Raw genomic sequence first — 14,243 nt, 5'->3', positions numbered from 1 at the left:
GTGAGTCGCAATTTTCCGCACAATTCTTCGCATTCATGATAATTTTATTGTTTCATAGTGCAAGCGTGCCGCATTGCAACGCAATCGATACCCGTCGGCGGCGGCACACCACCTGCTGATGCCACTTTTCGAATTGTAGCCATACTTTGTTAGCCTTCTTCAGGCTATTGGAGTGGTTCGGAGCGCTGCTCTGCGGTATGATTCCCCGGTGCGGAGCGTAAATGATCTTTGATGACCGCCTTGAAACCGTGCTGCGTACCAACGTGGCCGGCAAGTCGGCCGCGCGAACGCAGTTGCGGCAGTTGGTCGATCTGCTTGGCGCGGTGCCCGTGGCCGATTGGAATGCAAGGCATGCCGCCGCGCTTCAGCGGGTCGAAGAGCTTGAAGCCCAGCTATCGGATGAAGAGCGCGCCTCTGTCCTGCGCGCGGTACCGCATCGTTCGCCCATGCTGGTCTATCATTTTGCTCAGGGCGGACCACGCACCGCATCAGCCGCCATTTCCTCGGCCCGCCTGACAGATGAAGATTGGCTCGCTCTGATCCCCCGCCTGCCCACGCAGGCGCGCGGCTTTGTCCGCCACCGCAGCGATCTGGGCGAACCAGTGCGCACCCTGCTCAGCCGCCACGGCATCAATGATTTCCTGCTGCCACAACCGCAGCACAAGGATAAGGCCGCCCTTGGCGCCGCACGTGCGGTGCTTGCGCAAAAGGCTGCAATAACATCCCCGCCCGCTTCAGCTCCACTTGTCGTCCCGGCTGAACCGCAAGCGGCTGCAATTGCCGAGCCAGCCACCGAAACACCGATGGCACCAGCACCGGTTGCGCTTGTCTCAAATCCCCCCGCTGCTGCTCCCCCACCTGCGGCAGCAACACCGGATAACGCAGACGCCGAAGATGGCATCGGAGCCATTGTTCGCCGCATCGAAGCGTTCCGCCGCAAGCGTGACGAGCGCGACGCAGACTTGCAGAAATCGGGCCTACGCCAAACGGGCCTGCACCAATCAGGTATTGGCGCTCAGGCTCTGCGCGACGTTTCGGATGGCGTCGCACCACGCCTGCCTTTTGCCGATGAACACGATCCCGAACGCCCCGCACCTGCCTGGATCGATCTGCGGTGCGATGCCGAAGGCGTAGCCGTTCACGCCGCCATTGATACGCCGGGCATGTTGATCGGGGCGCGGGTGTTCTGCATTGATCAGGATGCGCCCGTGCATTGTGACAGCGCAATGGCGCAGGCCTTTCGCCATCGTCAGCCGATTTCCGCAGGCCAGCTTCATATCGAAGGAGCGCCTGCCATTTCCGGCCAATGGCAGGCTGATGGCACGCCCCTGTTCGCGCCCGATGGCGGCCGCTTTACCGGCTATCTGCTGCGCCTGCGCCGCCCGCTTGCTGCCGTGGCTACACCGGAAGCGCCCACCGTTACGCCGCAATTCGTCGAAGCTGACCGGATGCGCCAGCTGCTCCATGAATTGCGCACGCCGATCAACGCGATTCAGGGCTTTGCCGAAATGATCCAGTCGCAGGCGTTGGGCACCACGCCGCACCAGTATCGCGCCATGGCCGCCAGCATCGCCGCCGATGCCGCGCAGATCCTCGCCGGGTTTGAAGAAGTCGAACGTCTGGTCAAACTTGAAAGCCACGCCCTCGCGCTTGAACCGGGCGAGGCCGATGCCGCCACGGTGATCACGCGGCTGGTTGATCAGTTCTCCGCGGTGCTCGCCGCGCGCAACGTGCGCTTGTCGCTCGATCTGGCGTCCGATCCGCTGCCAGTCACAATGTCAGCGGAAGAACTCGAACGCGCAGGCTGGCGGGTGCTGTCGGTCATCGCAGCAAGCGTGGCTCCTGGGGAACGTCTGAATATTAGCCTTCATCCCGATGCCAACATGGCAAAGCTCGTGATATCCCTCCCCGCCACGCTTTACCGGCTTGATGATGCCACGCTGTTCGCGCCCGATGCCAGCAGCACCGCAGGATCGTTTGCGGCCTCGGCCATGCTGGGCAACGGGTTTGCCCTGCGCCTTGCCCGCGCGGAATTTGCAGCGGCCGGAGGAAGTTTGTTGCGCGAAGGCGAACGCGTGCAAATCACATTGCCGTTCGTGTCCGATGCGCCCGGTGCCGCGGGCCGCTTGGCCACCGGGGCATAGGTGCAAGATACCATGGTCTCCCCCTTGCAAATCCTGCGCATGCCCGACGAGAAGGACTTCGTGCGCTTCGCCCCCAGGTTCGGCACGCGCTTCGTGCTGACGATTGACACCGAAGAGGAGTTCGACTGGTCCAAGCCGCTCGATCGCACCAGCCACGGCCTCGATCACCTGCCCCGCCTCGCCAAGTTTCAGCAGTTCTGTGAGGGCCTTGGCGTCGTCCCGATCTATCTGGTGGATTTCCCGGTGGCGAGCGATCCGCGCGCCAAAGAGGTACTGTCCGATGCCGTTCGTGCGGGCCGCGCAGAGATCGGCGTTCAGTTGCACCCCTGGGTCAATCCCCCGCACGATGAAGATGTAACCGTCCATAACAGCTATGCCGGCAACCTGCCGTTTGAACTGGAACGCGCCAAGTTTCGCAAATTGCGCGATACCATCGAACAGGCGTTCGGCGTTGGTCCTGCTATCTACCGCGCCGGACGCTATGGCGTTGGCCCGAATACAGCAGGCATTCTTTCGGAATGTGGCATTGCCATCGACACATCAGTCCGCGCCAACTTTGATTACAGCGCCAGCGGCGGCCCCGACTTTCATCGCCACCCGTTAAAGCCATGGTGGATCGACAGACGCAACGGCCTGATGGAAATGCCCCTGACCACGGTCTTTGCAGGCAGGCTCGCCAAGCTGGGCAAGAACCTCTACCCACTGCTTTGGCGCGTGCCCCGGATGCGCGGCGTGCTATCCCGGCTCGGCCTGCTGGAACGCATTTCACTAACGCCCGAAGGCATCACGCTGGACGAAGCGGTGCGCGGGATCGACGTTGCGCTTGATCTTGGCCTGCCCATGCTGGTGCTGTCCTTCCACAGCCCCTCGCTCGCGCCCGGCCACACGCCTTATGTGCGCAACGAGGACGATCTTGATCGCTTTTACGATTGGTGGCGCGGGGTCTTTGCCCACCTTGCGGCACGCGGAGTAAAGCCCACCTGCGTGCGTGAGATCATCGAGGCAGCCGAAATCTGACCCATCTTGCAAACCACGTCTCACCGCTGTAGCGGAGGCCGCGATGGGCCTGTAGCTCAGTTGGTTAGAGCTGGCCGCTCATAACGGCTAGGTCGCGGGTTCAAGTCCTGCCGGGCCCACCATCACCCTCCCCGGTCCTGACCGGTAGCCAGCCCCAGATGCTGCGCCAGTTCCTTCAGATCACGCGTTGCGCCGTCGCCGATCAGCCCCGGCACCGTGCTCGTAAGCTCCAGCCTCGCACCCTTGATCTCAAGCTGCGTCGCGGCAATCACCGCCCCAGACCCGGCACTCATGCGTCGACATAGCCTTGCCGCCAAACCCAGCGCACGGGCATCGGCAAGGTCTGCAGCCGGTGCCAGCCGTGTCCACGGGTCAGGCTCCTGAGCATCCTTCTGCGCTTTGCCTACACTGCCCCGGATCGCTGCTGCCAGCACCGCACGCCCGGCATTGTCCACGCCCACCCAACGCTTGGCCAGCCCCCAGTCGCCCGGCAGATCGCGCCGCATGTTCGGCTCCACCCGTCCCGCTGCCAGACACAGCGCCAGCGCCGCGCGGCCCAGCGGCGTGCGCGCCAGCGGCACGGCATCGGCCATCCATGCTGCGGCGGTATCAACCAGCGCTCTGTCCACGGCCAAGGGTTCAACGAAAGACATCACGCCCGCCAGCAACGGGTCTTGCGCCTGCACCGCGCGCGAAAGCTGGCCAAACAACACGCCTTCGCGCAGACCCCAGGATGAAAACACCACCCGCCCCGGCTGCAACCGCCGCAACAGCACCGCCAGCAGCGCCGCCGCATCGGGAATGCTGGCAAGGCGGCTTGATGAAACGCCCTCCACCGGCTTCACCGCCTGCCCGCGCCGCGCTAGTTGCCGCGCCAGCTTCAACGCTTCGGCGGCATCGAGCGCAAAGCCGTGCGTATCTTCCAGCGGCCAGTCCAGCCGCACCATCATCGCGCGCGCCAGTGCGCGCATCGGCCCGCCCACCAGATAGAGCGTCACCCCCGGCTCGGCCATCCAATCGGCCTTGGCCAGCATCCGCCCGATCTCGCGCACGAACACGCGGTCCCCTTTGGCGCGCAGGGCCGGAAGGCGCAGCGATCCCAGCGGCAGGCTAACCCCATGGCTGGACCCGCCATCGGCCACATCGACGAGCTCAAGGCTACCACCGCCCATATCGCCCACGATTCCTACCGCATCGGGAAAGGCGCCCAGCACGCCCGTAGCGCTCGTCTCGGCCTCTTCCACACCCGATAGCAGGCGCGGCTCAAAGCCGATGGCGCGGATCTTTTCCAGAAATTCCGGCCCGTTGCTGGCATCGCGCGCAGCGGCCGTGGCCACCACGTCCACGCGCGGCACACCTGCCAGATCGATCAGCGCCTTGTACCGCCGCAGCGCTGCCACCACGCCGGTCACCGCCTTGCCCGAAAGCTTGCCGGTTTCGGCCACATGCTTGCCGAGCTTAGCCGTCACCTTCTCGTTCAGCAGTGTCACCGGCGCGCGCGGCGGCCCGCCATAGACCACCAGCCGCACCGTGTTCGATCCGATGTCGATGATGGCGCGCGATTGCGCCCAGTCGTAGATGCTCAGCCCTGTCTTCACTCAACCACGGTTAGCCGCCCCGCGCCGCAACGCAAGCTTCGGCACTTTTCGTCCACGGGAAAGCGCTGCCCCGCGCCCGGAAAGCGATGGATTGGTCATGAAATAGCCGTGCAGGTTGAACGAAGGGTCCCCCTTTTCGAACCGCTCGTAATCACCATCCGGCCCCAGCGCCCAGCTCTGTTCGGTATCAAGCAGGTTGGCCAGCATCACCTGATCCAGAATCTGGTCATGCACGGTCGGGTTCTTCACCGGCACCAGCACTTCCACGCGCCGCCCCATGTTGCGGCTCATGCCATCGGCCGACGATATGAACACCCGCGCGCGCTTGTTGGGCATGCGCGATCCGTTACCGAACGCCCAGATGCGGCTATGCTCCAGAAACCGCCCGATGATCGATTTGACCTCGATCGTTTCCGACAAGCCCGGCACCCCCGGCTTAAGACAGCAAATCCCGCGCACCACCAACCGGATTTCCACGCCAGCCATGCTCGCCAGATAGAGCCGGTCGATCAGATCGGGATCGGTCAGCTGGTTCAGCTTCGCCCAGATCGTGGCCGCCCGCCCCTTGGCCGCCAGCGCAATCTCGCGATCGATGCATTCGTAAAGCTTCTCGCGCAAGTTGATCGGGCTGATTGCCAGCAGTTCGGTCTGCTTCGGCTCGACATAGCCGGTCACGAAGTTGAACAACTGCCCCGCATCGCGCCCCATGCGCGGATCGGCTGTAAAGAACGACAGGTCGGTATAGATGCGCGCGGTCACCGGGTGATAGTTGCCCGTACCAAAGTGGCAGTACGTGCGATAACTCCCGCCTTCCCGCCGCACTACCAGGCTCACCTTGGCGTGCGTCTTCCAGTCGACAAAGCCATAGATAACCTGCACGCCCGCGCGTTCCAGCTGCGCGGCCCACAACAGGTTCTGCTCCTCGTCAAACCGCGCCTTCAGCTCCACCACGGCGGTAACAGACTTGCCTGCTTCCGCCGCCGCAATCAGCGCGGCAATCACGGCCGATTGCTTGCCCGCACGATAGAGCGTCTGCTTGATCGCCACCACATCAGGATCAGCCGCCGCCTGCCGCAGGAAATCGATCACCACCTCGAAACTCTCGTACGGGTGGTGGATCACCAGGTCCTTCTCACGGATGGCCGAGAAGCAATCCCCGTCATGCTCCAGCACCCGTTCGGGGTAGCGCGGGTTATAGGGATCGAATTTCAGATCCTGCCGGTCCTCGTCGATCACGCTCGAAAGCCCGCTGATCGCCAGCAGGCCCCGGCTCTTGATCACCAGCGCATGGTCCAGCCGCAACTGCCGCCGCAGCAGGCTTTCCGCATCGGCGTCGAAATTCTCCTGCAGATGCAGCAGGATCACCTTGCCGCGCCGCCGCCGCTGGATCGCCGTGCGGTAATAGCGCACCAGATCCTCGGCGTCTTCTTCCAGCTCGATATCGCTGTCGCGCAGCACGCGGAACGTGCCATCGCCCAGAATCTTGAAGCCCGGAAACAGCAGCGTGGCGTGGCGCCGCACCAGCTCCTCAATCCCGATCCACGCCGCGCTTTTGCCCGGCAGGCGCACAAACCGCGGCAGTGCGGGCGGGATCAGGATCATCTCGGTCACCGGCGCACCATCGGCACTGCGCAGCAACTGGAACAGGATGCCGGTGCCCTGATTGGCGATGAACGGAAACGGATGCGCCGGATCAATCGCCTGCGGCGTCAGCACCGGCACTACGTGTTCTTCAAAGTAATCGCGCAGCCAATCAGCCTCAGCCTTGGTCACAGCATCGTGGTCAATCAGCCGGATGTCCGCTGCGGCCAGCTCGTCCTTCAGCCCTGCCAGCACATCCTGCTGCGCATCGATCAGGTCCTTCACCGCCTCGAGCAGCGCGCCCAATTGTTGCGTTGGGGTTTGCCCGTCGATCGACAGCTCGTCGATCTGCCGCCGCACCTGCCCCGCGATCCCGGCCACGCGCACCATCATGAACTCGTCAAGATTATTGCCGCTGATCGACAGGAACCGCAGCCGTTCCAGCAACGGATAATCGGCATTCACCGCTTCGGCCAGCACGCGCCGGTTGAAGGCCAGCCAGCTCAGCTCGCGGTTGAAAAAGCGGTCCTGCACTGGTGGCAGATTATCGGTACTCAAATGCAGCTCCCGTGCGTCATATGCAGTATCATGCGCATTGGTCGTTATAGCGGCGCGGCTGAGAAGTCTTGAACCATTTCCGTCACGTCCCCGTCAAACAAGTGACGCCGATCTGTCCCTGAAATTGCACGATGCTGCAACAGCACAGGCCTAGTTGCCCCTCACCACACCAATGTGGAACATGAGGGATCACACCATGCGTATCGTCGCCGTGCTGCTTGCCAGCACCTCGCTTATCGCTGCTCCGGCCATTGCCGCCGCTCAGGAAGCCCCCGCTGCATCAGAAGCCGCAGAAGCCGCCGCTGCTGATTCGGCTAGCGCCGAAATCGTCGTCCTTGGCGCAGGTCAGACCCGCCAGGTGCAGGAATTGTCCACCCGCGAACTCACCATCCTCGCCTCGGGTACCAGCCCCTTGAAGGCGATTGAAAAGCTTCCTTCGGTCAATTTCCAGTCGGCCGATGCTTTCGGCAACTATGAATGGTCCACCCGCGTCACCATTCGTGGTTTCAGCCAGAACCAGCTCGGCTTCAATCTTGATGGCATTCCACTGGGCGACATGTCCTATGGCAACGCCAACGGCCTGCATATCAGCCGCGCGATCAGCCCTGAAAACATCGGCATCACGCGCGTTTCGCAGGGCTCGGGCTCTATCGCCGCCCAATCGACCAACAACCTCGGCGGCACGCTCGAATTCTTCTCACTCGATCCCAAGGACACGCTCGGCGTCACTGCCAGCGGCTCTTACGGTTCGGCCAACACCTTCCGCGGCTTTGCCCGCGTCGGGCTTGGCACGGCAGACGGCCTGCGCGGCTATGTCTCGGCGCAGTACCAGAACGGCGACAAGTGGAAGGGTGATGGCCAGCAGAGCACCCTGATGTTCAATGCCAAGGCGATCATGCCACTCGGCGAAGGCGTCGATCTCGATGGCTACCTCAGCTATTCGGACCGCGCCGAGCAGGACTATCACGACCTCAGCCTCGAAATGATCAACCGCCTCGGCTATGATTGGGACAACTTCGGCCCCGGTCGCTATGTCGAAGCGGTACGGATCGCCGACATCGCCGCCAACACCGGCTACAGCGGCGTTACCCCCACCAACCCGGCTGCTGGCACCACCTACCCCGCACCGTTCATCATTGCCGATGATGCCTATTACGACGCATCGGGCCTGCGCAAGGACACGATCGCCGCGCTCGGCCTGAACGTCGCCGTGGGCGATACCGGCAAGTTCTCGGTCAAGGGCTACTACCACGAAAACGATGGTCAGGGCACATGGGGCACGCCGTACCTCGCAAGCCCATCGGGCGTACCGATGTCCATCCGCACCACGGAATATGACATCAAGCGCAAGGGCTTTTTCGCTTCTTACGCTGCCACTTATGGTATCAACAACCTGCTGATCGGCGGCTGGTACGAAAAGAACAACTTCATCCATTCGCGCCGGTTTTATGGCTATGAAAGCCGCACCAGCGCGGGCCGTGATCACCGTGATTTTCAGCGCAACCCGTTCCTCACGCAGTGGTCCATTGCCTTCGAAACCGACACGATCCAGTATTACGTGTCAGACGAACTCGATCTTGGCGATCTGAAGCTCAACGTGGGCTGGAAGGGCTTTTCGGTCGATACCAACGCCTTCGCGCTGGTCAACACCAACAGCCGTGCCACCGGCGATCTCAAGGTTGAAGACTGGTTCCAGCCACATGTTGGTCTGAACTACAAGTTCGGCAACGGGCTCGAAGCCTTCGCTGGCTTCACGCAGGTAACCCGCGCCCATCAGGCCTCCACCACCGGCGGCCCGTTCTCGTCGACGCAAGCAGGCTTCGATGCGATCAAGGACACGATCAAGCCGGAACGGTCGGACACCTATGAAGCTGGTGTGCGCTACTCGACCGGCATCATCAATGCTTCGCTGGCTGGCTACTATGTCAACTTCAGCGATCGCCTGCTGGTCATCCCAACCTCGCTCGGCATCGTTGGCGCAACCAACGCACTGCAGAATGTCGGCTCGGTCCGCGCGCTCGGCATCGAAGCGGCAGTGGACGTAAAGCTGCCCGGCGGCTTCGGCGCGTTCGCATCGTACAGCTACAACGACTCCACCTATCGTGACGATGTGGTCATCGCCAGCACCACCCCGGTCACGATCCAGCCTACCAAGGGCAAGACCGTGGTCGACACGCCAAAGCACCTGCTGCGCGGCGAACTGTCCTATGACAGCGACATGTTCTATGGTCGCATCGGGGTGAACTATATGTCCAAGCGCTTCTTCAACTATCTGAACGACCGTTCGGTGGGCGCGCGGACGCTGGTCGACGCCACCATCGGCTACCGCCTTGACATCGGCCAGCGCCAGCCGGTCGAACTGCAGATCAACGGCGTGAATCTGACCAACAAGCGCTATGTCGCCACGATCGGGTCGAACGGCTTTGGCTTCAGCGGCGATAACCAGACCCTGCTCGCAGGCGCACCGCGTCAGGTCTTCGCAACACTGAAGGTCGGCTTCTGATCATGGATCGCCTTTCTGTCGGAAAGGCCCTCGTCGCGGGCGTCGTGCTGCTTTGCAGCGCGGCGCCCGTCGCCGTTCGGGCCGATGAAAACCGCTCGCCTGTCCTGCTCATTTCCATTGATGGCCTGCGCCCCGGCGATGTGCTCGAAGCGGAAAAGCGGGGCCTGAAAATCCCCAACTTGCGCCGCTTCCTGGCAGAAGGCGCCTATGCCACCGGCGTCACCGGCAATCTGCCCACCGTCACTTATCCCAGCCACACCACGCTGCTCACCGGCGTTGCCCCGGCGCGCCACGGCATCGTGTCCAACACCACGTTCGATCCCAAACAGATCAACTATGGCGGCTGGTTCTGGTTCGCCGATGATATCACCGCCCCCACCCTGTGGGACGCGGCGCGCAAGGCGGGCCACACCACCGGCAACATCCACTGGCCGGTCAGCGTCGGCGTCTCGTCGCTCACATACAATATGCCGCAGATCTGGCGCTCAGGGCACGCCGATGACCGCAAGATGCTCAAAGCCATGGCCACCGATGGCCTCTACGCTGCGCTTGAACACGATTGTGGACCCTATGCCGATGGCATCGATGAAGGCGTCGAAGGCGATGAAAACCGCGCCAAATTCGCCGTCCGCCTGATCGAAACCAAGAAGCCCGGCTTTGTCACCGTTTACTTCGCCGGACTGGACCATGAAGAGCACGCCTCCGGCCCCGGCAGTGCGCAGTCCAACGCCACGCTCGAACGGCTCGATGCGGCGGTCGGCAAAGTGGTCAGCGCAGAACTCGCCGCGCACCCCGATGCCACCATCGCCGTGGTCAGCGATCACGGCTTCGTCGCCACCGATACCGATATCAGCCTGTTCCGCCCGTTCATCGATGCGGGCCTGATCACGCTGACACCCGAAGGCAAAGTGGACAAATGGGACGCCATGCCCTGGCCCTCGGGCGGCTCCATCGCCGTCGTCCTCGCCCGCCCAGATGATGCGGCGCTCACCGGCATGGTCGGCGCGCTGCTCGATAAACTTGCCGCCGATCCGCAAGCGCGCATCGCCAAAGTCGCAGGCCGTGCTGAGATCGCCAAGATGGGCGGCAACCCGCAAGCCAGCTTCTTCGTGGACCTGAAACCAGGCGCGCTCTCCGCAGGGTTCGATCCCAAGGCACCGCTGGCGCGCCCCAGCCGCACCAAGGGCATGCACGGCTATTTCCCCACCCTTCCCGAAATGCGCTCCACCTTCCTGATCATGGGCAAGGGCGTGGCTAAGGCCCGCAACCTCGGCGAAATCGACATGCGCGCCATCGCCCCAACGCTTGCCGCGCGCATGGGAGCAGCGTTGCCGGATGCGCAATTGGCCGCGTTGAAGGTGGCCGAATGATCGCAAGGCCTGCTTCTCATGATTTATCAGCCATTTGAGAAGCGGGCTTTGCAATTCCTGTATTGCTGAAATTTGACGAAACCCGAATGCAGTGGTGCGACTCGATCCACTCGGCGCAAGGCTTCGAAATCGCACTCCCGCACACAAATGGCTAACCATGAAACGCGGACTTTTTCGCACGTTTGACAGCTTCCTTGGCGAATGCGCCCGCGTCCACGAGGATGCAGGCGATGCCTCCCCCTACCTGCGCCCCGACCTTTACCGCATGCTAGACTTCCAACCGGCCTACGAAGACCTCCCGCTGATGGTGCCGCAGCACCCCTCAGACTCGCGCCCCCACTGATCCGCTCCCCCGCGAAGGCAGGGGCCTCAGGCCGAATCACAGAACGCCAGCATAAATCGTCTGAGGCACCCGCATTGGCGGGTGCGCGGGCACTTACGGAGGTTGATGGGTTCCAACTCCGCTTGCCACCACCGGACGAGTATGACAGGGACTCCCGCGCCCGAAACACCCCGATTTCCTGAAGCGAACGCGCCCCTTTTCATGCTTACCATCAACGGCATCACCGTCCGCCTCGGCGGCCGCGACATCATTTCCCGCGCCTCGGCCGCCATCCCCCCGCGCGCCCGCGTCGGCCTTGTCGGGCGCAACGGCGCGGGCAAATCCACGCTGGTCAAAGTCATCATTGGCGAGATCGAGCCGGACGAAGGCGCGATCGAAATGCCCCGCCGCACCCGCCTCGGCTACCTTGCGCAGGAAGCCCCGGCAGGCAGCGCTACGCCGTTCGAAACCGTTCTGTCCGCCGATGTCGAGCGCACACAGCTGCTGGCAGAGGCCGAAACCTGCACCGATCCTGACCGGCTGGGCGATGTACATGACCGCCTGCTCGCCATCGATGCCTACTCCGCCGATGCCCGCGCCGCGCGCATCCTGATCGGCCTCGGCTTTGACGAGGACATGCAGGGCCAGCCGCTCGACAGCTTCTCCGGCGGCTGGCGGATGCGCGTGGCGCTGGCCTCGCTCCTGTTCTCCGCGCCCGATGTGCTGCTGCTCGACGAACCTTCGAACCACCTCGATCTCGAAGCGACGCTGTGGCTGGAGAACTTCCTCAAGGCCTACCCGGGCACGCTGCTGCTGATCAGCCATGAGCGTGACCTGCTGAACAATGTGGCCGACCACATCGTCCACCTCCACGGCGGCAAGCTCACGCTCTACCCCGGCGGGTACGACAGCTTCGAACGCCAGCGCAACGAGCGTCTGGCCCAGCAAGCCGCCGCCCGCGCCGCGCAGGAAGTGCAGGCCGACCGGCTGAAGGACTACATCGCCCGCAACTCCGCCCGCGCCTCCACCGCCAAGCAGGCCCAATCGCGCGCCAAGATGCTGGCCAAGATGCAGCCGATCGCGGCGGTGGTAGAAGATCCCTCGCTCAGCTTCGACTTCCCCGATCCCGAAGAACTGCGCCCGCCGCTGATCACGCTCGACCTTGCCAGCGTCGGCTACGCGCCCGGCAAGCCGGTGCTGCAGCGGCTGAACCTGCGGATCGATCCGGATGACCGCATCGCCCTGCTCGGTCGGAACGGCAACGGCAAGACCACGCTGGCCCGCCTCCTCGCCGCGCAGCTTGCGCCGATGGCTGGTGAGATGACCGCGACCGGCAAGATGCAGGTCGGCTACTTCACGCAGTATCAGGTCGAAGAAATCGCCGATGGCGGCACCCCGCTGGAACTGATGACCCGCGCGATGGACGGCAAGAGCCCCGGCGCGATCCGGGCGCAGCTGGGCCGCTTCGGCTTTTCCGGCAACCGCGCCACATCGCAAGTCGGCACGCTGTCGGGCGGCGAGCGCGCCCGCCTCGCGCTGGCCCTCGTCACCCGCGATGCGCCGCACCTGCTGGTGCTGGACGAGCCGACCAACCACCTCGATATCGACGCGCGCGAAGCGCTGGTGCAGGCGCTCAACATGTACAAGGGCGCGGTGATCCTGATCAGTCACGACCGGCACATGGCCGAACTGGTGGCGGACCGTCTGGTCCTCGTCGATGGCGGCACGGCCAAGCCGTTTGACGGCAGCATCGAGGATTACATCGACTTCATTCTGGGCCGCAACCAGCCCAAGACCGATAGCTCCGGTGCCCCCGTGGTCAAGCAGGACAAGAAGGCCCGCGCCGCCGCCCGCGATGCGTACAAGGCGCTGCAAAAGGCGCAAGGCGAAGCGGAAAAGCGCGTGGCCAAACTGCAGGCCGAAATCGCCCGGTATGACCGCGCGATGTTCGAACCCGCCAGCGCAGCACCCGACCTTGCCAAGCTCAACATGAGCGACCTGTCACAACGCCGGGGCAAGCTGGCCAAGGAGCTTGAGGAAGCGGAAGCGGCATGGCTTGCGGCGGGTGAAGCAGCAGAATCGGCGGATTCCGAGGCCAGTTGAGCGTTGAGGCCAGCAGTGCGGGCGCGGCGGTTCCGCACTTGAGCGAGGCTGCAGGTTTACGGGGTTTACACGGTGCAGAGGAGGATTTTCCTTCCTCCTGCATCCCCGCGAAGGCGGGGACCTCAGGCGTGTTACTGTAAGCTTTGTGTAAAACTCCTGAGGCCCCCGCCTTCGCGGGGGAGCGGTTTTGGTTTGAAGCTGTGAGTTCCTCCTCCTCCACCTCCCCCGGAAACAGCGCTTCGAGCCTTGCGCAGCGGGCGTCGGTTTCGCCGTCCCATTTGGCTTCGGCGCAGGCGCGGGCCTGCGCAGTCATGGCATCGCGGACTTCGCCCCACAGGTCCCAGAGTTCGTCGTCGGCGTCTTGGTCAGGTTCGGGGTTTTCCTCATGGAAGCGGCGCAGGGCCTGGCCCTCGCAGTCCTCGACATAGGCCTCGCGCTCCGGATCGGGGAGCGCGGCGGCCTGCGCGGGGGCCTCGCCCTCGCCCAGCGCAAGGAGCATGTCGTCGAATTCTTCGGCGAGGCGGTGGATCGCGGGGCTGGCCTTGGCGGCGCGGGCATCGAGCCGGGCGAGGTGGGCGAGCAGCAACCGTGCATCAAAGCGCTGCCGCTGCCCCACCGCCTCGCCGCGATACCAGATCGTCTCGGTCGTCCCCATGATCGCGCGCTCTGCCAGCACCTGCTCCGCCGCCGCCCGCGCATGGAGCAAGGCCGCCTCCCACCCGGCAGCAAAAGCCGGATCGCGGCGGCGGCGCACATAAGCCGTCTGCTGCGAAACCCCCGCCGCCAGCGCCGCCGCCCGCACGTTTCCGGCGCGGCTGAGGTGTTCGAGGAAGCGCGCGATGAGGAGGGGGGTGAAGGCATGGCCGCCATTGAGCGAGGGGACTTGCTGCCCCCCTCCCGCCTGCGGGAGGGGATGGGGGTGGGCTCTTCCTTCTTCTTCTTCCCGAAAAACTGCCAATTCGCCTGACGGCGAATGCCCACCCCTAACCCCTCCCGCAAGCGGGAGGGGGACTCCAGCACCCGCCGTCGGGTGCTGCCCCCGCACCC

Annotated in this window: 9 protein-coding genes and 1 tRNA gene; 7 read left to right on the top strand and 3 right to left on the bottom strand. The window is 63.8% G+C overall.

The genetic code is table 11. The features are described from left to right. Positions 1-221: 221 nt before the first annotated feature. From AC2A1F_RS02860 to AC2A1F_RS02850, 3 genes are all read left to right on the top strand, one after another. On the top strand, positions 222-2,144 hold the full coding sequence (locus tag AC2A1F_RS02860) for a histidine kinase dimerization/phospho-acceptor domain-containing protein (RefSeq protein ID WP_484207256.1): 1,923 nt from the start codon (positions 222-224) through the stop codon (positions 2,142-2,144). 39 nt (positions 2,145-2,183) lie between these two features. Further along, positions 2,184-3,161 (top strand): polysaccharide deacetylase family protein, encoded by a 978-nt coding sequence (locus AC2A1F_RS02855; RefSeq protein WP_484207255.1) that lies wholly within the window; start codon positions 2,184-2,186, stop codon positions 3,159-3,161. A 45-nt stretch (positions 3,162-3,206) separates the two neighbouring features. After that, positions 3,207-3,283 (top strand) — tRNA-Ile (locus AC2A1F_RS02850). Here AC2A1F_RS02850 and AC2A1F_RS02845 read toward each other — a convergent pair. Together AC2A1F_RS02845 and AC2A1F_RS02840 are read right to left on the bottom strand one after the other, a co-directional pair. Continuing rightward, positions 3,284-4,759 (bottom strand): Ppx/GppA phosphatase family protein, encoded by a 1,476-nt coding sequence (locus AC2A1F_RS02845; RefSeq protein ID WP_484207254.1) that lies wholly within the window; start codon positions 4,757-4,759, stop codon positions 3,284-3,286. It lies immediately after the preceding tRNA gene. Continuing rightward, the gene (locus AC2A1F_RS02840) at positions 4,760-6,898 is read right to left on the bottom strand and encodes an RNA degradosome polyphosphate kinase (protein WP_484207253.1); all 2,139 of its coding nucleotides are present in this window, start codon (positions 6,896-6,898) and stop codon (positions 4,760-4,762) included. 196 nt (positions 6,899-7,094) lie between these two features. Between AC2A1F_RS02840 and AC2A1F_RS02835 the strand changes: the two genes are divergently transcribed. From AC2A1F_RS02835 to AC2A1F_RS02820, 4 genes are all read left to right on the top strand, one after another. Then, positions 7,095-9,401: a TonB-dependent receptor domain-containing protein gene (locus AC2A1F_RS02835; protein WP_484207252.1), complete on the top strand. Its 2,307-nt coding sequence runs from the start codon at positions 7,095-7,097 to the stop codon at positions 9,399-9,401. 2 nt (positions 9,402-9,403) lie between these two features. Further along, positions 9,404-10,771 carry an alkaline phosphatase family protein gene (locus AC2A1F_RS02830; RefSeq protein WP_484207251.1) on the top strand — a complete coding sequence of 456 codons (1,368 nt, stop codon included), beginning with the start codon at positions 9,404-9,406 and terminating at the stop codon, positions 10,769-10,771. A gap of 157 nt (positions 10,772-10,928) precedes the next feature. Continuing rightward, a complete protein-coding gene (locus AC2A1F_RS02825; RefSeq protein ID WP_484207250.1) occupies positions 10,929-11,114 on the top strand; it encodes a hypothetical protein in 186 nt (61 codons plus the stop codon). Between the two features lie 201 nt (positions 11,115-11,315). Next, positions 11,316-13,196 (top strand): ABC-F family ATP-binding cassette domain-containing protein, encoded by a 1,881-nt coding sequence (locus AC2A1F_RS02820; RefSeq protein WP_484207249.1) that lies wholly within the window; start codon positions 11,316-11,318, stop codon positions 13,194-13,196. Here the strand turns inward: AC2A1F_RS02820 and AC2A1F_RS02815 are convergent. Continuing rightward, complete coding sequence (locus tag AC2A1F_RS02815; RefSeq protein ID WP_484207248.1) at positions 13,078-14,154, bottom strand: hypothetical protein; 1,077 nt, start codon at positions 14,152-14,154, stop codon at positions 13,078-13,080. The genes AC2A1F_RS02820 and AC2A1F_RS02815 overlap by 119 nt on opposite strands. Positions 14,155-14,243: the final 89 nt, after the last annotated feature.

It is taken from the genome of Novosphingobium sp. HNCC26BN242 (assembly GCF_057180525.1).
Note: the sequence above shows the minus strand (reverse complement) of the source record. Positions and strands in the feature narration are given on the sequence as shown.

Excerpts from the sequence above, each read along its gene's own strand:
- AC2A1F_RS02835 (WP_484207252.1), top strand. The coding sequence starts at position 7,095 with ATGCGTATCGTCGCCGTGCTGCTTGCCAGCACCTCGCTTATCGCTGCT.
- AC2A1F_RS02830 (WP_484207251.1), top strand. The coding sequence starts at position 9,404 with ATGGATCGCCTTTCTGTCGGAAAGGCCCTCGTCGCGGGCGTCGTGCTG.
- AC2A1F_RS02860 (WP_484207256.1), top strand. The coding sequence starts at position 222 with ATGATCTTTGATGACCGCCTTGAAACCGTGCTGCGTACCAACGTGGCC.
- AC2A1F_RS02825 (WP_484207250.1), top strand. The coding sequence starts at position 10,929 with ATGAAACGCGGACTTTTTCGCACGTTTGACAGCTTCCTTGGCGAATGC.
- AC2A1F_RS02855 (WP_484207255.1), top strand. The coding sequence starts at position 2,184 with ATGCCCGACGAGAAGGACTTCGTGCGCTTCGCCCCCAGGTTCGGCACG.
- AC2A1F_RS02820 (WP_484207249.1), top strand. The coding sequence starts at position 11,316 with ATGCTTACCATCAACGGCATCACCGTCCGCCTCGGCGGCCGCGACATC.